The organism is Ruficoccus sp. ZRK36 (assembly GCF_019603315.1).
GTDB lineage: Bacteria > Verrucomicrobiota > Verrucomicrobiia > Opitutales > Cerasicoccaceae > Ruficoccus.
The window spans coordinates 897,621-917,671 of the sequence record NZ_CP080649.1 but is presented as its reverse complement, the minus strand read 5'-3'; the positions used below and the strand labels follow the sequence as shown (position 1 = coordinate 917,671).

The following is a 20,051-nucleotide window of genomic DNA, read 5'->3' as shown; positions in this document are numbered from 1 at the left end:
CTCGGGGGCAAATTAGGGCGTCATGGCCAAAGCGCGCCCGCAACTCATACAAGCTCTCCGGGAAACCGCCCGGCAAATCGAGCGGGGCGACGGGTACCACTGGGCACACGCAGGTAAGTGCAACTGTGGCCACCTCGCCCAAGTCATTACCGGGCTGAGCCCGAGTGAAATTTTCCAGTGTGCCCAACAGCACGAGCTCACCGAGTGGTCCGAGTATGCCAACGACTACTGCCCCTCCAGCGGCCTGCCCATCGACGAGATTATTTCGCGCATGATGGCGGCCGGACTCGACCGGCGCGACCTCCATCGGCTCGAGTACCTGAGCGATGTGCGTGTACTCATGGCGCTACCCGGAGGGATGCGCTACCTGAGGCGTAACCAGCCCGCGGATGTCGCCCTATATCTACGCACCTGGGCCGGCCTGCTTGAGGCCGAGTATCGCAGCACGCGTAAGCGACGAGCAGCCACCGAGCCCGACTACTACCCGAGCCACGGATTCTATCTGGCGTAGAGCCGGGATAGCCGACTCTCACTCATACCTGACGCCGTCCCTTTCCAGCCATCCGGCGGATACGGCAGCAGATTTGCGATGCGTCCAGTGCACGAGGCCGCCCTTCTTATTCCAGACATACTCGCCGTAGTAGCGGACGCTGTCGCCGTTTTTCAGGTCAGGGATGCGAGGCGCGACGTCTATATTGTGGGCAATCAACAGTGTCTGACCCAAGGGCAGGCGCAGGATGAAGCGCTGATGGCGGGAGCCTTTTTCGTCGTCTGGCAGCACTCTGACCACAACCCCCTCGCCCGTGATCCAGACCTTGTCCAGGTGCTGCTGGAAGGCCGTCTCTGCGCCAGGCGTTTGCGGAGGAGGCGCTTGATTGGGCGTTGACTGCTGAAGCGTGGGGGGCGAGCTGGGCGTCCGTGAGCCATCATCCCAAAGCACGAGTGCCGTGACGAGGCCCGCCATGGCCAGCCCAGCGATCAACCCGCTGCGGGAAAAGCCATGTCTGCGTCGATCCGGACGGAAAAGGCGCAAGCGTTTCATCGACATTCGAGAGGCTCTGGAGAATCGGTCCGACATCCGCTATCCGCTACTTGATGTAGTAGCCGCATACATACCAGGCTTGGGCATCGTTGTCCCACATGGGGGTGACGGTCTCGATGGCCATGTCCTCGCGCCCGGCGAATTTCGTCTGAAACTGCGCAACCAGGTACTCGCCCGGAGGGGCATCCGGCAGCTCATCGGTGATAAAGAGGGCCTTGAGCGTACGGCTCTCGACCTTGCCCAGCGGTGAGCGGACCTTACTGATCAGCTCGACCCACTCCTGCTGCTTGATCGACTCGCGAAACAGCGGGGCCGTCGCCTTCCAGCTTTCGGCGTACTCGCCGTTGTCCACGAGCTTCAGCCACGCGTCCACGGCCTCGCGACCGGCGACCTCGCGTACCGGCAGCGCCCAGGCCGGAGTCGCCAGCAGGGCAAAAACAAGCACAGCGCAGAGGCGCGAAAGCGAACACATCGGGCGGATTTTCATGGCAGCAAGCCTGCCCGGATTCAGGCCCGGTGTCGAGTGCTTTACCGGGCGGGAAACCCGCCGCTGAGCCCCCTTAAAAATCTGCGGTTTCCGCGTATATCAATCTCGACATTTAGCACAAATTAACACAGATATTTACCCCGTCGATATAACCGCCCGCGAGCGGTCCGTTTCGGGCCCGCGGCAACCATCATCAACACACCACAAACGTCTTCAATTCTTGGCTTGAGCGCCCGGTTATTGCTTTGTGGTCGCACCTGATGAGGCGGCGGAACAACAGAGGAAATATCGGCCGCGGACGGGGTCAAAACCGTCGGGAGTGCGTGAGGGTCAGGAGCTTTAAAATCCGGATCCGTCATGTCCATGAATCCCGTTCCCTCCTCCTCCGACAGTCTGCTCGACATCTACACGGAGGTCCGCCCCAGCCCGATCCACGGCTGCGGCGTTTTCGCCCGGACGTTTATTCCTGCCGGCACCACATGGTGGAAAGCCACCGTCGACAACGTCATGCTCCTGGGCCGCGTCCAGCTCGAAACCCTCGCCGCCTCGCGCACCAACAAAACCATCAACGGGATCCTCAGCGCCGCCCGCATCTATGGCTACTACTCCCAGCGTCTGGACAGCATCATCGTCTGCCTGGACAATGCGCGCTACGTCAACCACTCGGACGAGCCCAACTCCGGCGCCCCCTCCGACGGGGACCCGCTGTGCTCGGTCACCCTGCGCGATATCTACGCAGGCGAGGAAATCGTCGAAAACTACGGCCACTACGACCCGTGCCCGTGGAGCGACCTGACCTGCTCACCCGAGGTAGAGGAGCCCCGGCCCCGCCGCCGCACCCTGCCCCGCTCGCTGGTCAAGGATGTGGCCCCGAGCGGCCTCGGGATAACCCTCAACGGCCACGGATAAAACTTTGCTGATGACCGGCGCACATGCGCCGGCACCATGGCACACTCAAACAACCAACCCATGTGGACCGGCCCGGTAACCCCGCGCCGGTCTCTTTTTTACTGAAGCTCGCAGTGCCTAGGACAGGCAACGGATGGCGAGGTCGCGCATGACGGCCTCCTGGTCGGTGGAGCGGCGGATGAGGTCCTCGAAGGCCCGCATGAACTCCAGCTGGAAGTCGATCAGGCGCTTGAGGTTGAGCGGGCGGGCGCTGGGGGCGATCTTGTTGCCGAGGTACCAGAGGTTTTGGGTAAAGACGTTAAAGGAGGCCTTCGTGTCGAAGCCCCCAAAGTGCTTGGCGTAGGTGCGCGCGGCGCGGTCAAACTCAGGCTTGGCGAAGCCGCGCGGACTCAGCTTCAGCTCTCCGGCATCCATCAGCACCCGCAGCTGGATCATGAGACGGTTGCGGTTCTGCATCGAGGCAATGAGCGGCCGCGCCTCATTACTGGTGAAAAAGTGCCGGCGCAGGGCCTCCAGCGTCCAGCCCAGGTCCATGGAGAAGAACGCCTCGGCGGCCTCGAAAAAGTCCCCCTCCCCGAAGGCCGGTACGAGCTCAGCCACGTGGTTCTCGGAGATCTCCCCGCCGGGTCCGGCGTAGGTGGCGAGCTTACGGGTCTCCTCCAGGATGAGCCGGGTGTTTCCCTGCACGCGGGCGACGAGGGCGGCGGCCCCGCGCATGGAGAGCGAGGCGTCGAGGTTGGCGGCCTCGGTGCGGGCCAGCTCGATGAGCGAGTCCTCATCTCCGGCGCCCTTGAGGTCATGGAAGTCCGAGTTTTTCTGGAACCACTTGAACTCCTTACGGCGGCGATCCACGGGAAAGGCCGTGATCAGCACCTCGACGGCGGCCGGATCGAGCCCCTCAAGCACGCTCTGCAGGTCCTCGACCAGCTTTTTCGTGCCCTCGGCGCGACCCGTGACCGAGTCGGCCAGGAAGCTCACATCCTTGAGCCAGACGACCTTCTTGTCTCCAAACATGGAGAGCGTCTGCACGGAGTCGCGGAAGCGATTCACCACCTCCTCGACCTCGCCCACGTTCTGGGCGGCGGCCTCGACCGTTTCCTTGGAAAAATCGTCCGCCAGGTCGCGGGTTTTTTCTGTAAAGAGGGCCCGACCTTCCTGGCCGACGAGAAAATCGTCGTCCCCGCAGATGAAGGTGAAAGCCGCTCCAGACATGGCCACGACTATGGCAAGCTGCCTGCCATCGGGGCAATCCCGATTTTTACCCGCCGCCGAATGCTACTTTTGAGTCAGTGAAGCCGCTCTCATGCCCTGCTAAGGAAAGGAACCCGGCAAACAGTGTAAAGCAGCAGTTGATTCTCAGAAAAAATTGATTCAAATTCTATAACGTGTCTGTGCGTTATCGTGACTACTATGAAGTGCTGGGCGTGAGCCGCGAGGCTCCCCAGGACGAGATCAAAAAGGCATTCCGCAAGCTGGCGCGGGAATACCACCCCGACCATGCCAAGGACAAAGAAAGTGCCGAGGCCAAGTTCAAGGAGATCAACGAGGCCTACGAGGTACTGAGCGACCCGGCCAAGCGCGAGAAGTACGACGCGCTCGGCAGTAACTGGCAGGCGGGCGCGAACTTCACCCCGCCGCCCAACTGGGGTGGCGGCCAAGGCGTGCGCTTCAGTACCGGCGGTGGCACCCCGCGTGACTTCCACTTCGGCGGGACGGGCTTCAGCGACTTTTTCGAGCACATCTTCGGCTCTGCAGGCCGAGGCGGTGTCGGAGGCTTCGAGTATCAGGACGGAAGCGGCTATGGCGGAGGTTTCGGTGGAGCCTCTCAGCGCCCCCAGCGTGGCAGCGACCTGCAGGCAGACCTGCTCGTCTCCCTGGAGGAGGCCAACAACGGCTCCACCCGCGAAATCAGTCTCAAGCGCCCTGACCATGCAGGCAGTACCCGCGTCGAGACCTTGCGCGTCAAAGTCCCGGCAGGCGTCCGCGAAGGGCAGCAGATCCGGCTCGGCGGTAAAGGCCGGGGCGGCCGCAATGGCGGTCCGGCTGGAGACCTGTTGCTAAACGTCAAACTGGAGCGCCACCCGGACTTCCATGTCGAAGGGGCCGATCTCGAATATGAGCTCGAAATCATGCCCTGGGACGCCGCACTCGGCGCGAAGCATACCGTGCCCACGCTGAAAGAGCGCGTATCGGTCAACGTGCCAGCGGGCTCTCCCTCCGGGCGACGCATGCGCCTCAAGGGGCTCGGTATGGCAAAGGCCGATGGCACCCGTGGCGACCTCTACGTGGTCATCATGATTGTCGTTCCCCCGGCTCAAACCGAGGCGCAGAAAAAGGCCTGGGAAACGCTGCGCGAGTCACTGGACACCTAGCGCACTCTCGCGCGACTATTCTTCGCCTGAGAGCAGCGCATGGATACGCCGGAGCGTATTCACGTTGCGGATCGTCATGGCCGCATAAAGACGTGAGCCGACCAGACGGCTCAGGCCACTACGGCTGACGTTGGCACGGTCAATTCCGACTATCACCGCTCCGGGCACGTAAAGGGCCTCGGCCAGTCCGGGCTTGAGCGGTAGGCGCTCCAGCACAGCAGGCTCGTCAACCTCGTCCCAGAGGAAGAGCACGTCCGCCTTCATAGCTTTTCCATTCTCCCAGTGGGACGGCAAAGCCGCGTGGACGGCTGCGATCTCCTCCCGGCTGCGCACTAACACCGGTATCTCCAGTCCGAAGTCTTCCTCGATCGCCTTTTCCAGGATCGCTGCCAGTGCCGACTGGGGGTACTCGCCAGCGGTAAAGATGACGTTACCGGAGTTGATATAGGTGGCGACATTCGTCATCCCCACCCGCTCAAAGCTCTGCCTGAGCACCGGCATGGGGATCTTGTTTTTTCCGCCTACATTGATGCCCCGCAGGAGTGCCACATACGCACGAGGCGATGTTCGCTTATCCTTGGTAGTCGGAGGCTTGCGCATTTTATGCAGATCTTAGAAACGCCTCTTTACCGATGGGTCCGGATGCATCAATGCATCCTCATCCCCGAGCCTGGATTACTCTGGCGGCTCGTTGTGACCAGATAAAATGAAGGCGGAGCGCCTACCCCTAAACGCTCCGCCATTTGTTTTCTACTTTATCTCGTTGCTTGTTACCCCATCTCCCGTAGGAGAAGTCGTAAAAAGTTTATACGCCCAATAGAATCACTCTATTTGGCGAAGTCAACCATTCTTTTTTATTTTTCTGATTTTTCTACACCGTAGTACAGAAAATTGTAAAAATGTGAAATTTCTGCATTCGGAGGTTACCTTTTTGCAAATTTGGTTCTATGGGAATGGTGATAAGTTCTGAAAAGAACGAAGAATAACTAGGTGTATGGCTTTTTTTGATATCGAGTGCAATGCTTGAAGGACTTTTTTGGATTTGTATCGCTGCATTAATCGGCGTGCCCGCTGCTCTCGGGTGCTATCTCGTGCTGGCCAATGCAGACAACCTCACGGTAAAATACCAGAACTACCAGCTGGCCCGGACGATGCAGCCCCTGAAGGATGAAGACTTCAGGAATATGCCGAAGATTATCTGGCGCCTTAAGGCGGTCGGCGTGGTGTTGTTGCTCTTCAGCATCGGAGTCATCTTTTACGTAGCGATCTAGGTAAGGTCACGCAAAGACCTGTCCAGATACGTTAAGAGGCTTTCAAGGACAGCCTTAGGAGCCCGTAGATACATGTGCCGGGATTTAAGACAGCATATCTAATGGCTCGTTTCGCCTGTCTTATTATTCGTTTGTGCCTCAATACGGCGGTATAAAACATTGATTGTGCGGCCCTGGGTGCCTAGGCAATTAACCCTGTTATGGGTGCGGTCGTAAACATGATGCCTTATATGCTTCTACCTGCATTGGTCCTAATCTCTGCGGCGCTAGGATTACATCTCGTACTTGCGAGCCAGGAAAAGCTTATAGACCGCTATCATTCACTGATCTATAGCCTGACTCATGAGTCGCCGAGTGATTTTTGCAATGGTGATCACCGCACGATCATTTGGTCCAGTCGTATACTAGGCACTCTGGCACTGCTATTCAGCGCAGGGATGTCACTCATCACATATCTAGTGATGTTCAATTAGCGTGCCCCACCCTAGTTGATAAACATCTATCAATAACAAGTGTCCAAGAGCCCGACGTGGGCCAGTAATGGATGACTGCTTAGAGAGTCCTCGGACACCTGAACCGCTATGATGTCAGTAGGGCCAAAGGTTACTACACGTAGCGGTAGAATAACGACGCTTAGCTGCCGTCGGAAACATCCTTAAGGGCGGCCAGTGCATCGGCGGCCTGCTGCTTCGTCGATGCCTTATAGTCAAGCCAGACGATCTTGCCGTCCCGGATCAAGTATGCCTGGCGGGAGGCAAAGCTCAACCGATGGGGCACTCCAAAGGCTTCCATCAGCTTGCTGTCCGGGTCGGAGACCAGCGTAAACGGCAGCTTGTACTTCTCGGCGAATGCCTTCTGCGATTTCACAGAGTCCCCGCTGACGCCGATCACTGTCACCCCGGCATCGGTCAGCTCTGTGTAGGCATCACGCAGACTGCAGGCCTGAGCCGTACAGCCGGGAGTGTCGGCCTTGGGGTAAAAGTAGACGAGCGTGGTTCCTTCGGCATAGACATTGCCTAGGTCCACTTCTTCACCGTCCTGATTGACGACAACCATGACAGGGGCGTCATCCCCCACTTTGAGGGGCTCAGCTTGAACGGCACTGCTCAGTCCGAGCGCACCGGCGAGAATCAGCAAGGGATTTTTCATGGGCGCAACTTACTGCAAGCCCTTCTCGCATGCAAGCGGCGCGACCTCATTCCCACAGGCCGCGCCGCCTCGGTCCTCTCACCGGACTAGCGCCGCAACAGGCGGCTCCAAAAAGAGTTCCAGGCCCCGGCCTGATCACGCGAGGCTCCATTCAACAGACCGGGCGTACCCGAGCGGTAACTAACCCGCGGTAAAGGCGCAGCGGCACGGGGTGCTTCGCAGGCCACATTATTCAGCATCGACAGGTCGGGCTTGCTTTTAATGGTAACTCGCATACCCATCATTCAATGACGTAAGGCGTTGTTAAACAATACTTTATTTAAAGTAAAATGCCGTAGGCACGGTTATACAAGTCTCGTAGATACCGCCTGGTAAAACCCTGTAGTGCCCCACATCGCCAATACTGTAGCAGCCTAGGGACGGTTTCCATACGCAGATCCGGCCGATAGCCGTGGATTTTATATAAGCTGTTGCTTACCAGTTGACAGCAGGAGAAGGAGCCCTAGCGTTCGCTCATCATCCGCTAATCAATACCATGAACAAATCTTATTCCGCCGCTTTCCTCTTTGCTCTCGCTTCGCCTGTTTGCGCTGAAATCCAAACCTGGCAGTTTGCCGGCGAGTTGAACTATGTCTCGACGTCGCTGCAGAGCAGCTTCAGCGCGGGAGATACCTTCAGCATCAGCATGGATGTCGACACCAGTGTGGAGCCGTCCAATGCGTTCCCCCTAAGCTTTTACACCACGACGGGCTCCTACCGGGGCGCAGTCAGTAATGGCGAGGTAACCGTGGATGGCTGGTACAGTGCCGAGTTTCAGAGTGTGAGCCCCACCACAGGCAGCATTAGCATAATCAATGCGACCTCAGACGCCCCCTCCGGCAACTACGACCAGCTGACCATGAGCTTTTCCTCCGGAGTCGAAGGTGCCGTGGTCGCACCGGATGTCAGCGGCAACGAAGTCATGTCGATCGAGTTCAACTTCACCGACGAAGACCAGCCATACGACATGATCCTGGGGAACAACGCCTCTTATCCCGACGCAAACATCGCCTTCCCGGTGCCCGGCGAAACCTTCTTCCCGGAAAAAGCCACCAACGGGACCTACGCCTTTATCATTCGCTTCAGCGGTAACAGCGGGGCGGACATGATTCGCGGCTCGCTGACACTCGTCCCCGAACCCTCCGACGGCATCTGGCTGATGGGCGCCGCCGGGCTGGGCGCATTGACCTACCGGCGTATCCGCAGTAACGCTCAGCGCAAAGCTGCCTGAGTTGTTCTGAAACCACCGATCATTTTAGTGTAAACGTAGGGGGGCCGCAGGGTCCCCCTTTTGCATGGCGGGGCCGGACGGCTCGCGGCGCAGAAACGCATGCAGCGCAGCGGCGAGCTTGGGGCCGATGCCCTCGACCTGCTGAAGCTCCTCGGGGCTGGCCTTGCGGAGGCGGTCGATCGAGTGAAAGTGATCCAGCAGGGCCTTGCGGCGGACCGGGCCCAGCCCCTCGAACTCGTCCAGAATCGTCTCGCGGATACGCTTGGACCGCAGCTGGGCGTTGTAGCCGTTGGCCAGGCGGTGAGCCTCGTCGCGCAGACGCTGGAGCAGCCGCAGCCCGCTGTTGTGGTGCGGCAGGTTGAGCGGCTCGCGCCCGTCGGCGAAAATCACCGTCTCCTCCTTTTTAGCCAAGCCAATGAGCGGCGGCATCTCCAGCCCGTGGAACATAAAGGCCTTCATCGCGGCGTGGACCTGGCCCTGCCCACCGTCGATCACGACCAGATCCGGAAAGGCCCGGCCCTCCTCCTTCAAGCGCAGGTAGCGGCGGCCGACGACCTCCTCCATCGCCCGGAAGTCATCATTTCCCACGAAACTCTTGATCCTGTAGCGGCGATTCTGTGCGCGGTCGGGCTTGCCGCTGGCGAAGTACGCCATCGACGCCACCACGAAGGAACCCGAGATGTGCGAAATATCGAAACACTCCATGTGCTGCGGCAGCGTCGGTAGCTCGAGCGAAGCCTGCAGTGAGGCCATGGCCTCGGCCGGGGCGTCCGGCAGCGGCAGCGTGGTCCGGGTAAAACGGCGGGCCGGCTCCAGCGTCGCCTCCATAGCCTGCACCTGGTCGCGCAGCTCGGCGGCTTTCTCGTATTCGCGGGCCTCGGCGGCGACGGCCATTTTTTCCTTCAGCTTGGCCAGCCACTCGCGGGATTTCCCATCGAGAAAGGCACAGGCCTCCTCCACAAAGCCCCGATACTCCTCCACGCTGACCGGTTCGGCGGCCTTGTAAATCTCGGCCCGGGCGTCGTCGTAGCGCATCCAGCGACCATCGGGCAGACGCACCGGGTGGGCGTCCCCGAGGAGGATGCCAAACTTTATCCGCATCTGCGCCAGGGTCTTACGCAACAATCCGGCGTGCACAAACGGACCGAAATAGCGCGCACCGTCGTCCTTGCGGTTACGGGTCAGCCGGAAGCGCGGCAGCTCCGCGCCGATGTCCACCCGCACGAGCAGGAACTGTTTGTTGTCGGTAAAATCGGTGTTGTACTTGGGCTTGTACTCCTTGATCAGGCGGCCCTCCAGCAGCAGCGCCTCGGTCTCGGTTTTCACATCGATCGTCTCGACCTCGTGCACCAACTCGATCATGGCGGTGACTTTGGGCTGGGCGATCTGGCGCTTGCGAGAGGGCTGGAAATACGTGCTGACGCGCTTCTTCAGGTCCTTGGCCTTGCCCACGTACAAGACGGTCCCGACCCGGTCCTTCATCAGGTAGACGCCGGGGGTGTGCGGCAGTCGCCGCACCGCCTCATTCAATTTTTTCTTGGTTTGCGGGGTTGGCATTTGCGGGCGCGTGCGTTAATTAGACGGGAATAGTCGGCCAAAGTCCGCTCCAAAATGCGCGAGCGCAGGGTAACGGGTGGTCACTGGTCCGACTGAACCCGTATTTACCCATGTCGTCAAATCCCCGCGTAGAACTTCTGAATCTCGGCGACGAGCTGCTGCTCGGCATCCGCGAGAACACCCACCTCGCCCACATCGGGCGCGAACTGGCCCGCCACGGCCTCTTTCTCCAGCGCAACGTCTGCTTTAACGATGCCCCGGACGAGATCCGCCGCTTTTTCACGGAGAGCTGGAACCAGTCGGACATCATTCTGACCACCGGCGGCCTCGGCCCGACCAGCGACGACAACACCCGCGAAGTCATCGCCGACGTGCTCGGGCTGGAGCTGATCTACGCCGAGGAAATCGAGCAGGCCATCCGCAAGCGCTTTGAGCGCATGGGCCGCACCGTCAGCCCGAACAACCTCAAGCAGTGCTACCTGCCCAAGGGCGCGGAGATTTTACCCAATCCCAACGGCACCGCACCCGGCATCTGGCTGAAAAAGGACGGCAAGTGCCTGGCCATGCTGCCCGGCCCCGCCAATGAAATGATCCCCATGCTCGCCGATCAGGTCCTGCCCCGCCTCTGCGCCGAGGGCATGTGCAAACTCGACGAGGCCTACGTGCAGCTGCGCACGATGGGCATTGGCGAGAGTGCCCTCGACCACCTGCTGACCCCGATTTTCGTCAAGCACGAGGGGCTCGGCGTGGCCTATTGTGCCCATCAGGGCATGGTCGATGTGCGCCTGAGCCGCGGGCGCGGAGACTTCTCCCGCTGCGCCGTGCAGAACATCGCCAAGGAGTGCCGCGAAGCGCTCGGCGAGGACTTCGTCTGCTACGGCGAGGATTCCATCGCCAAGGTCATCTTTGACCACCTGCGTGCGGACGAAAAAACGCTCGCCGTGGCCGAATCCTGCACCGGCGGCCTGCTCTCAAACGCCTTTACCGACATCCCCGGCGCCTCCAAGGTCTTTGCCGGGGGCATCGTGTGCTACAACAATGACGCCAAGATGGAGCTGCTCGGGGTCCCCGAGTGCATCATCTCCCAGCACGGAGCCGTCAGCGCCGAAACCGCCGTGGCCATGGCCACCGGCGCAGCCGAGCGCCTCTCCACCGAGTACGCCCTCTCCGTGACGGGCTTTGCCGGCCCCAACGGCGGCACCCAGGAGAACCCGGTCGGCACTATCTACATCGGCTACCATGCCCCCGCCGGTACTTGGTGCGTGCGCATGGTCTATCCGGGCGAACGCTCCACCGTCAAGGTCCGCGCCGTCATGCGTGCCCTCGATGTGATGCGCCGCAAGCTCAACAAGTACAAGGTCGAGGACGCCCTCCAGGCCATGGCCTCCGAGCAGTAGTAAGAGAGAGGCTATCTCACCCCCCTTCTGATTGCCGACAACAAGCAGGTCGACCAACTTTGTCGTGCCCAGAATTTATGAAAAGTCACCCGTTTTCTGCCTCTGTGGAGAAAGGTAACAAAAAGGTGCCGGTAAGTTGGGAATAACTGTGTCGGTAAAAAAAGAGGGTAACTTATTCAGGGTTATTGAGGCTTGCGCCCGGAGTTATCCACCGCCAAATTGTTCGGCAAGCACTTGGTAGCCATCGGGTTTACCGGGTTATTCCACTCACCGACAGCCCTTATTAAGAGTAATACCCTTTTTAAATATCTAATACATTAATATTCAAGGGTTGTCAGTTATTCCAAAACCACTCACTCTCGCTGTCACATGAAGTTTAAGATTCACCGGGACCACTTCGTGAACGGACTCCAGCAGGTGCTCAACGTCGTTGGCACCCGCGCCACCATGCCGATTTTGAGCAATGTGCTCATCCAGGCTGAGGGCGACACGCTTTCACTGACCACGACCAATCTCGACCTGGGCATCCGCTGCCGCATCAAGTGCGAAGTGGAGCAACCGGGCGGTATCACGCTGCCCGTACGCCGCCTGGCTACGATCGTTCGCGCCCTGCCTGATACCGGAGTCGAGCTGGATGCCTCCAGTGGCAACCAGGCCAAGATCACCTGCTCCTCCGGCGGTTCGGAGTTCCGCATCATGGGCATCGCCCAGGAGGAATTCCCGCCCCTGCCCTCTTTTGCAGATCAGCACGTTTTCAACCTCCAGCAGGGTGATATCCTGTCGATGCTCAAGAGCGTGTCCTACGCCATGAGCTCGGACGAAAACCGCTACATTCTCAACGGCGTGTACTTCGTCTTCGGGGATGAAAAGCTGACGCTCGTGGCCACCGATGGCCGCCGTCTCGCCCTCACCGGCAAGGAGCTGGAAGTGACCGCTGAAAACGCCGGTAACTTTATCCTCCCGGCCAAGACCGTGACTGAGCTCGAGCGCCTGCTCGGCCAGGGCGAAGAGCTGAAAATCACCTTTACCGACCGTCAGGTCGCCTTTGAGATCCGCATCGCTGAGGACGCGGCCGATTCCTCCGGCCTCACCGAGTCGATCTATCTGGTCTCGAAGATCGTCGAGGGTAACTACCCGAACTACCGCCAGGTCATCCCGAAGGAGACCGAAAGCCGCATCAAGATCGAGCGTGAGCTGATGGCCGAGTGTGTGCAGCGTGCCGCCCTCGTCACCAGCGACAAGAACAACTCGGTCAAGCTGAAGCTGGGTAACAACCTGCTCGAAATCAGCGGTTCGTCCCCCGAGGTCGGTGAATCCCGCGAGCGTATGGCTATCGCCTACGAGGGTAAGGAAGTTCAGGTCGCCTTTAACCCGCACTTCCTCATGGACCCGCTCAAGGCCCTCAATGCCGACGAGATTTACTTCGAGTTCAAGGATGAGCTGAGCCCGGGCGTGTTCAAGACGCTGGATGATTTCCTCTGCGTCATCATGCCGCTGCGCCTGAGCTAAGGAGTGCTGCTTCACCCACTCGTCAGGACGGAACAATACTGAGCGAGCACCTGACATAGTATTATGTCCCTTGCCGTCCAGATTGTCATCGGATTGTTGTTGTTGTCCCTGCTTATCAGCCTGGGGAACATCAACTGGCGCCTGCCTCTGATCGGTATTTTAAACCGCTGGCTGCGCTGGATCCTGTTTGCGGTGGGTATGGCGGTTTTTGCTCATGCCTTTGAGTGGAGCGCGCGGCCCTTCTGGCTGCTGACGCTGGTCGCTTTCATCGGCTGGTTTCTGATCGAGACCGTTTACAACTGGCTGCTCATCGCTGCCATCAGTAAGAGCCCGATCCCGCTTTTTCCGAAGTTCGGCCCCAATCTCGACGGGGATGAGTGGCCGGCCCAGCGTAAATTTATCGCCATGCGTGACTGGTTGCGTGGGCAGGGCTTTAAAAAGCTTCAGGCGGTCAAGGCCGAGTTCGCCAACACCTTCTCTATCCGCTCAACGATCTATCAGGAGGGCAATGGCGAGACGCGTTGCCAGATCCTGTTCTTCCCGCAGCGGGCCGGGGCGGTCAATGTCGCCTACATCCTGACGACGAATACCACCGATGGCCGCCGGATCGTCAGCGATAACATCTTTCTGCCCTTTGGCGGCTACTACCCGGAGACCTGGGATATCCGCCGCAAGCCGCTCATCCGCCGCCTGCAGCCGTTGATCCGCTTCCACCGTCGGCGGCTCCATGAGCTTGGCCTCAACGGTGTAAAGGTGCAGCCCTGGGACCCCGATGATGAGCCCGTGCTGGAGCTAAACCGTGAGCAGCAGGCGCTGGAGCGCCTGAATCGCCAGCTGGGATTCCTCATGCCGACGGATCTGCAGGAGGAGTATGGTCATCTGACACAGGAGGGGCGCTACCGGCTGTGGAAAGAGATTTGGATGCTGAATTATCTCGGGACAACGATGTCTTATTAATCTAACGGCGTTAGGGACTAACCCCTAAAATAGGTTTGCATCTTCTTTTGTCTCAAACATTAGTGCAGGTAATATGCATCACCTGTCCAAGACCCGCCGCTTGGAGCCCATCCACTGGCCCCACGGAGAAAGCATTTACGAACTAGTCGGCCCTCGCTCAGCCGGCACAAAAATCCACAGTTTATTCCGGGTTGAGATCAAACCTGGAGCAAGTTCCAGGCCGCACTACCACCCGATTTCCGAAGAGAGCTTCTACGTTCTGGAGGGCCGCGGTCGGGTGGAATTAGACGGAGACTTGGGCACCATTGAGCCCGGCGACACGATCCTGGTACGTCCCGGTCAGCATCATCAGATCTGGACGCTCGGCGACGAAACGCTTGTGATGATCCTGACCTGCGTGCCTGCTTGGCATCTTTCAGATATGGTTTATCTCGATGAATAGCTTTTTGGTAATGATCAACTCGGTGCGCGGACCTGTGGTGTGCGTCTTCCGCTGTTTTTCCCTGATTTTTGTCGTTGCCGGTTGTTTACCGTTAATCGGCTGTCACTCGACACCTGCGGCTGATCAGATAGAGACCGCATCCGCTAAACCGGTTGCGAGCTTCGCGGGCATGAGCCCCGAGCAGGCGGGCCAAAGCTTTGATCACCTACTGGAGCCCCCGGACTTCTCGCAGGTAGATGTGGTGGCTGTGCCTGCGATGAGCGCAGATCAATCGCCGAAGCCAGAAAACGATAATCCGGCCGTGAATGGGGAATGATCGAGGTGATCAGCCCATGTGGGCGATTTCTTCGATCGGATGCGTATCGGTGAGCTTGAGCACGCGGGCGATGCCCTGCCCGATGAAGTCCATTTTCGCCACCTGGGCGATGCGCTTCCGGCAGTGCGAGAGCTCCTCGTTGAGGAAGACCGTGCGGTACAGGCGGCAGGCCTCCATCAGCGAGATGATGGCCACGTCGCGCGGGTCCGGCAGAGTGTCGGTCAGGATGATCATGCGGATGCGCGTGCGCACTTCAGATTCTTCAGAGCCGTCGATGGCCGGGTAGGTCCGCTCGCCTTTGATCCACAGAAAGGATTTGTTCTCCTCTTTCAGAATGCCCTTGTGGATAAGCGAGGCCAGCAGGCGGCTTTCGAACTCGTCCGCCTTGAGCATCAGCTTGGCCAGAGCTTGAGTAATGGGTGTGCTCTGGCCGACCTTGCCCAGCATGGCGACGGTTTCGTCCAGCAGCGGGTCGCCGGTGGGGTCGGAGTTGACGAGCGTGATGCTGTCCACGCTGGTGTCGATCCGCTTGGTGAAGTCCAGCTCCATGAGCAGGGCGCCTGCGATGGCACATTCGAGCGAGAGCTCGGGGACGTTCCGGCTGATCTTGCCGGTTTCATCATTCAAGGCGAGGAGGATGATTTCTTCGGCAAATCGGAGCATAAGGCGGTTATGGAAGGAGCTGATCGTTGCGGCAAGATTATTTGGGATTGGGTCTGACGAGTTGTGGGGCACGTATCCAGCCAGATTAGTATTCACTAGTAGTATGCGGTTGTATCTTTGCACTGGGTATATAACATGATGTGTCTTACCCAACCTTTTGTGGATGTGAAAATACCCGCACGCTATCTCCGACTTTTGTTTTTTGCCTGTCTTGCGCTCCCGATACAAGCACAGGAAACCCCCTCCAAGACCGATCGGGACTTAACCTGCAAGTATCCGGTTCTCGAAGTGCCGACTCTCGTCACCGAGGGTAAGACAAATCGTGCGATGCAGGATATCCTCCTTCCGGCGATCGCGCAACTGCACGCGCTGGAGAAGGCGGACGGGCAGCAGTTTTACTGCGCCCGTGGTAATACGGAAAGTTTGGTTTACCTGGCGGCTATCGCCGCGGGAAAGCCGATCCGGCCCACGGATAAAAAGAGCGCTATTGTGGTGGATTATCGGTTCGCACTTGCTCTGTACTACAGCGGATACATTGAGGTCTCGCGGGGCAATTTTGATCAGGCCGAGCAGTACCTGAACGAAGCTTTGGACCTATCTCCTATGAACGCCATGTTTCTGAACGAGCTGGGCTACACATACATCAAGCAAGGGCATATGCAAAAGGCACTGAAGACTTACCAGGAAGCTGAGAAAGCGACGGAGTTTTCACCCGAGGCAGACAAACTCGATGATCTCGGTCGTGCGCTGCGTATGCAGGGGTATGTTTACGTCGAGTTGGGCGACTACGACAAGGCGAAGGCCCTTTACCAACAATGTCTCAAAATGAATCCCAAGGACCGGCAGGCCAAGGCCGAGCTCGACTATATCGACCAGCAACTCATACGCACACGACCTCCCGAGAAGTCCGGTAGTGGCCCTCAGGGCCGTCCCTGAGTGTAAGTTAAAAGTCTGCCACTGTGGGAAAAGGGTTGGCAGATTGTCTGCTCATGGATAAGCCTGAGCACTCTCCTCTCTCCTATTCAATTCAACCAAGGATCTGTCATGCAATTGGGAATGGTCGGCCTCGGCCGTATGGGCGCTAACATTGTGCGCCGTTTGATGAAAGCCGGGCACACGTGTGTCGTTTACGATACCAACCCGGAAACTGTAGCTGAACTGGTAGCCGAGGGCGCGGTGGGCTCCAGTACACTCGAAGAATTTGTCTCCAAACTGGAAAAACCGGCTGCCGCCTGGGTCATGATCCCTGCCGCTATCACCGACAAGGTGGTCAAGCAGCTGGCCGACCTCATGGACAAGGGCGACATCATCATCGATGGCGGTAACTCCTACTTCCGCGACGACCGCCGCCGCGCGAAGGAGCTGGAGCCCAAGGGCATCCACTACATTGACTGCGGCACCTCCGGTGGTGTCTGGGGCCTGGAGCGTGGCTACTGCCTCATGATCGGCGGTGAGGATGGCCCGGTGCAGCACCTCGACCCGATTTTCGCCACTATCGCTCCCGGCGAAGGCGACGCCGAGCCGACCCCCAATCGCCCCGCCGGCGGCACCGCCCACAAGGGCTACCTGCACTGCGGTAAGGCCGGGGCCGGGCACTTTGTGAAGATGGTCCACAACGGCATCGAGTATGGCATCATGGCCGCTTACGCCGAGGGCCTCGACATCCTCAAGAACGCCGACTGCGACACCCGCGCTCAGGAGGTGGATGCCGAGACCGCGCCCTCCATGCACGGTGACCTCGACTACCACATCAATCTGGGTGAGGTCTCCGAAGTCTGGCGCCGTGGCTCTGTCATCGCCTCCTGGTTGCTCGACCTGACCGCTGCCTCCTTCATCGGCGACGCAGAGCTGGAGAAGTTCTCGGGCCGCGTCTCGGACTCCGGCGAAGGCCGCTGGACGATCGAGGCCGCTATCGACTCCGCCACGCCCGCCTCCGTGCTGACCAGCGCCCTGTACTCGCGCTTCCGCTCCCGCGAGGAGCACGCCTTTGCGGACAAGGTCTGCTCCGCCATGCGCTACCAGTTCGGCGGCCACCTGGAGAAATCAGGTGTCACCCCGATGGGGTAAGTACAGCGGATTCTTAAGCATTCATTTTCCGGTGCCCGGTCGTTCTGGCCGGGCGCTTTTTCATTGCATCCCCAGCCCTGAACCTGAAACTCTCGCTTGCGGCTTGACCGATGGTCGGGCTTGCTACACTTTGACCTAATCCAACACGTGTAAGTTATGCCAGAAGCAATCTCCGATATCGGTCTCGTCGGCCTCGCCGTCATGGGCCAAAACCTCGCTCTCAACATCGCCGACCACGGCTTTAAGATCTCTGTCTACAACCGGACGACCTCCAAGATGGAGGAGTTTGTGGCCAAGCATCCGGATACCCCCGGTGGCCTCGTCGGTTGTGCCGAGCTGAAAGACTTTGTCGCCAGCCTCAAGCGCCCGCGCAAGATTATCATCCTCGTCCAGGCCGGTCGCGGCACGGACGCCGTTATTGACGGCCTCGTCCCGCTCCTCGAAGAGGGCGACATCATCATCGACGGTGGTAACGCCAACTGGAACGACACCATCCGCCGCGAGAAGGATCTGACCGCCAAGGGCTTCCGCTTCATCGGCTCCGGCGTCTCCGGCGGTGAAGAAGGTGCGCGCTTCGGCCCCTCCCTCATGCCCGGCGGTACGCCCGAGGCCTGGGACTACCTGAAGCCGATTTGGGAAGCCGTTTCCGCCAAGGTCGACGCCAAGACCGGCAAGCCCCTCGAAGGTGCCGCCCCCGGCAAGCCCGTCGAAGGTGGCGTGCCCTGCACCGCCTACATCGGTGAGAACGGCGCTGGCCACTACGTGAAGATGGTCCACAACGGCATCGAGTACGGCGACATGCAGATGATCTGCGAAGCCTACGACCTCATGCGTAACCTTCTGGGCCTCTCCGCCCCGGAAATGGCCGAGATTTTCAAGAAGTGGAACACCGGCATCCTCGACTCCTTCCTGATCGAGATCACCGGCGAAGTCCTCGCCCAGCACGATCCTGAGACCGGCGCCGCCTTTGTGGACATCGTCCTCGATACCGCTGGCCAGAAGGGCACCGGTAAGTGGACCTCGATCAGCGCCCTGGACCTGGGCGTGCCCGCTCCGACTGTGGCCGAGGCTGTTTTCGCCCGCTGCCTGAGCGCGATCAAGGAAGAGCGCGTGGCCGCCTCCAAGGAAATCGCCGCCCCCGCCGCCAAGTACGAAGGCGACAAGGACGCGCTCATCCAGGCCATCCACGACGCCCTTTACTGCTCGAAGATCTGCTCCTACGCACAGGGCTTCCAGCTCATGCGTGCCGCGGCCGAGGAGTTCGGTTGGGTGCTCAACTACGGTGAAATCGCCCAGATCTGGCGCGGTGGCTGTATCATCCGTGCTGGCTTCCTGCAAAAGATCACCGACGCCTTTGCCACCAAGTCCGACCTGGCGAACCTTCTGCTCGACCCGTACTTCAAGGAAACCGTGGTCAAGCTGGAAGGCAACTGGCGCAAGGTCGTCGCGACCGCCGTCACTCATGGGGTCAGCGTCCCGTGCTTCGGCAGCGCCCTGAGCTACTTCGACGGGTACCGCACCGCGAATCTCCCGCAGAACCTCCTCCAGGCTCAGCGTGACTTCTTCGGCGCGCACACCTACGAGCGCACCGACAAGCCGCGCGGCGAGTTCTTCCACATCGACTGGCCCGACCCGAAGCGTCCGCAGATCAAGTCCTAGCAAACGCTCGGCGTTTGATCCGTTTGATGGGGGCTCTGCCCCCCATCGGCGCTGCGCGCCTGCCCCCTCGGTAAGGTCTCCTTTCCCAACGAACCCCGGACGAATCGGTCCGGGGTTTTTTGTTGATTGGGAACAAAGCGGTGACAGCTCAACTCCGGCCTTGCTGCATTTTGCTTGTGGGATCAAAAAGGAGGCATGCCTCTAGTCACTAAATCTCTCCACGGGAAAACCGGTATCCTTACCTTCAGTAACCCGGCGCAGCGCAACTGCCTGAGCCAGGAAATGGTGGAGGCGCTGGTCGGTGGTTTTGATGATTTTGAAGAGGACAGGGTGTATGCGGTTATCCTGCGGGCCGAGCCGGGTGTGAAGGTCTGGAGCGCCGGCCACAACATCAAGGAGCTGCCTGACGGCCGACGCGACCCCCTGAACTACTACGACAGCCTGGAGGTACTCCTGCGCCGTGTGCAGGACTTCCCCTACCCCGTCATCGCGATGGTCGAGGGCACGGTCTGGGGCGGGGCCTGCGACCTGTGTATTTCCTGCGATATGATCGTCTGCGCGGAGAGCTCGACCTTTGCCATCACCCCGGCCAAGCTCGGCCTGCCCTATAACGCCTCCGGCGTGGTCCACTTCCTGAATGTCCTCGGCCCGAAGATCGCCAAGGAGATGTTCTTCACCGCCAAGCCCATCTCCGCGCAGCAGGCGCACAACGTGAGTATGGTCAACCATGTGATCCCGGCCCCCGAGCTGGAGAGCTTTACCCTCGCGCTGGCTGACAGCATCACGGTTAACGCTCCGCTCGCCATCCGCGCGATCAAGCATCAGTTCCGCCTCCTGCTCAAGGGGTCGCCGCTGGCTGCCGAGACCTTCGAGGAGATCCAGGGCCTGCGCCGCCGCGTCTACGATAGCGAGGACTACCACGAGGGCGTGCTATCCTTTAAGGAAAAGCGCCCGCCCAACTTCACCGGTAAATAGCCGGGCATG

General features: G+C 59.6%; 21 protein-coding genes. 14 read left to right on the top strand and 7 right to left on the bottom strand.

Translation table 11 applies throughout. The annotated features are described in order from the left end of the window. Nucleotides 1–22 precede the first annotated feature (22 nt). Nucleotides 23–511, top strand: coding sequence for a hypothetical protein (locus K0V07_RS04030; protein WP_220623255.1), 489 nt, complete (start codon nt 23–25; stop codon nt 509–511). Between the two features lie 18 nt (nt 512–529). Here the strand turns inward: K0V07_RS04030 and K0V07_RS04025 are convergent, their stop codons facing one another. Next, the gene (locus K0V07_RS04025; RefSeq protein ID WP_220623254.1) at nt 530–1,042 is read right to left on the bottom strand and encodes a DUF3465 domain-containing protein; all 513 of its coding nucleotides are present in this window, start codon (nt 1,040–1,042) and stop codon (nt 530–532) included. A gap of 46 nt (nt 1,043–1,088) precedes the next feature. Further along, the gene (locus K0V07_RS04020) at nt 1,089–1,529 is read right to left on the bottom strand and encodes a DUF4019 domain-containing protein (protein WP_220623253.1); all 441 of its coding nucleotides are present in this window, start codon (nt 1,527–1,529) and stop codon (nt 1,089–1,091) included. Between the two features lie 357 nt (nt 1,530–1,886). Between K0V07_RS04020 and K0V07_RS04015 the strand changes: the two genes are divergently transcribed. Then, a complete protein-coding gene (locus K0V07_RS04015) occupies nt 1,887–2,438 on the top strand; it encodes an SET domain-containing protein-lysine N-methyltransferase (protein ID WP_220623252.1) in 552 nt (183 codons plus the stop codon). A gap of 117 nt (nt 2,439–2,555) precedes the next feature. Here the strand turns inward: K0V07_RS04015 and holA are convergent, their stop codons facing one another. Next, a complete protein-coding gene (holA, locus tag K0V07_RS04010) occupies nt 2,556–3,650 on the bottom strand; it encodes a DNA polymerase III subunit delta (protein WP_220623251.1) in 1,095 nt (364 codons plus the stop codon). Nucleotides 3,651–3,823: 173 nt separating this feature from the next. On the opposite strand from holA, the gene K0V07_RS04005 reads away from it, so the two are divergent. Further along, entirely contained in the window at nt 3,824–4,810 is a 987-nt protein-coding gene (locus K0V07_RS04005; protein ID WP_220623250.1) for a J domain-containing protein, read from the top strand. 15 nt (nt 4,811–4,825) lie between these two features. Here the strand turns inward: K0V07_RS04005 and K0V07_RS04000 are convergent, their stop codons facing one another. After that, entirely contained in the window at nt 4,826–5,410 is a 585-nt protein-coding gene (locus K0V07_RS04000; RefSeq protein WP_220623249.1) for a DUF1697 domain-containing protein, read from the bottom strand. A gap of 464 nt (nt 5,411–5,874) precedes the next feature. Here K0V07_RS04000 and K0V07_RS03995 point away from each other — a divergent pair, with 464 nt between their 5' ends. Beyond that, entirely contained in the window at nt 5,875–6,081 is a 207-nt protein-coding gene (locus tag K0V07_RS03995) for a hypothetical protein (protein WP_220623248.1), read from the top strand. 633 nt (nt 6,082–6,714) lie between these two features. Here K0V07_RS03995 and K0V07_RS03990 read toward each other — a convergent pair. After that, nucleotides 6,715–7,230, bottom strand: coding sequence for a peroxiredoxin (locus K0V07_RS03990; protein ID WP_220623247.1), 516 nt, complete (start codon nt 7,228–7,230; stop codon nt 6,715–6,717). A 535-nt stretch (nt 7,231–7,765) separates the two neighbouring features. Between K0V07_RS03990 and K0V07_RS03985 the strand changes: the two genes are divergently transcribed. After that, nucleotides 7,766–8,500: a hypothetical protein gene (locus K0V07_RS03985; RefSeq protein WP_220623246.1), complete on the top strand. Its 735-nt coding sequence runs from the start codon at nt 7,766–7,768 to the stop codon at nt 8,498–8,500. 24 nt (nt 8,501–8,524) lie between these two features. On the opposite strand, the gene K0V07_RS03980 is transcribed toward K0V07_RS03985, so the two are convergent. Continuing rightward, entirely contained in the window at nt 8,525–10,057 is a 1,533-nt protein-coding gene (locus K0V07_RS03980) for an excinuclease ABC subunit UvrC (RefSeq protein ID WP_220623245.1), read from the bottom strand. 110 nt (nt 10,058–10,167) lie between these two features. Between K0V07_RS03980 and K0V07_RS03975 the strand changes: the two genes are divergently transcribed. From K0V07_RS03975 to K0V07_RS03955, 5 genes are all read left to right on the top strand, one after another. Next, on the top strand, nt 10,168–11,454 hold the full coding sequence (locus tag K0V07_RS03975; RefSeq protein WP_220623244.1) for a competence/damage-inducible protein A: 1,287 nt from the start codon (nt 10,168–10,170) through the stop codon (nt 11,452–11,454). A 369-nt stretch (nt 11,455–11,823) separates the two neighbouring features. Then, nucleotides 11,824–12,963: a DNA polymerase III subunit beta gene (gene dnaN / locus K0V07_RS03970; RefSeq protein WP_220623243.1), complete on the top strand. Its 1,140-nt coding sequence runs from the start codon at nt 11,824–11,826 to the stop codon at nt 12,961–12,963. Between the two features lie 63 nt (nt 12,964–13,026). Continuing rightward, the gene (locus K0V07_RS03965) at nt 13,027–13,920 is read left to right on the top strand and encodes a hypothetical protein (RefSeq protein WP_220623242.1); all 894 of its coding nucleotides are present in this window, start codon (nt 13,027–13,029) and stop codon (nt 13,918–13,920) included. A 73-nt stretch (nt 13,921–13,993) separates the two neighbouring features. Next, a complete protein-coding gene (locus K0V07_RS03960; protein ID WP_220623241.1) occupies nt 13,994–14,362 on the top strand; it encodes a cupin domain-containing protein in 369 nt (122 codons plus the stop codon). After that, on the top strand, nt 14,355–14,678 hold the full coding sequence (locus tag K0V07_RS03955) for a hypothetical protein (RefSeq protein WP_220623240.1): 324 nt from the start codon (nt 14,355–14,357) through the stop codon (nt 14,676–14,678). Before K0V07_RS03960 ends, K0V07_RS03955 begins: the two co-directional genes overlap by 8 nt. 9 nt (nt 14,679–14,687) lie before the next feature. Here K0V07_RS03955 and K0V07_RS03950 read toward each other — a convergent pair whose 3' ends face one another. Further along, nucleotides 14,688–15,341: a GPP34 family phosphoprotein gene (locus K0V07_RS03950; protein WP_220623239.1), complete on the bottom strand. Its 654-nt coding sequence runs from the start codon at nt 15,339–15,341 to the stop codon at nt 14,688–14,690. 165 nt (nt 15,342–15,506) lie between these two features. Between K0V07_RS03950 and K0V07_RS03945 the strand changes: the two genes are divergently transcribed. The 4 genes from K0V07_RS03945 (at nt 15,507) to scpB (ending at nt 20,042) form a co-directional block, all read left to right on the top strand. After that, a complete protein-coding gene (locus tag K0V07_RS03945) occupies nt 15,507–16,277 on the top strand; it encodes a tetratricopeptide repeat protein (protein WP_220623238.1) in 771 nt (256 codons plus the stop codon). A gap of 108 nt (nt 16,278–16,385) precedes the next feature. Further along, a complete protein-coding gene (gene gnd, locus K0V07_RS03940; RefSeq protein ID WP_220623237.1) occupies nt 16,386–17,408 on the top strand; it encodes a phosphogluconate dehydrogenase (NAD(+)-dependent, decarboxylating) in 1,023 nt (340 codons plus the stop codon). A 156-nt stretch (nt 17,409–17,564) separates the two neighbouring features. After that, entirely contained in the window at nt 17,565–19,067 is a 1,503-nt protein-coding gene (gene gndA, locus K0V07_RS03935; protein ID WP_220623236.1) for an NADP-dependent phosphogluconate dehydrogenase, read from the top strand. A 195-nt stretch (nt 19,068–19,262) separates the two neighbouring features. After that, nucleotides 19,263–20,042 (top strand): methylmalonyl-CoA decarboxylase, encoded by a 780-nt coding sequence (gene scpB / locus K0V07_RS03930; protein ID WP_220623235.1) that lies wholly within the window; start codon nt 19,263–19,265, stop codon nt 20,040–20,042. The last annotated feature ends 9 nt before the right edge of the window (nt 20,043–20,051 follow it).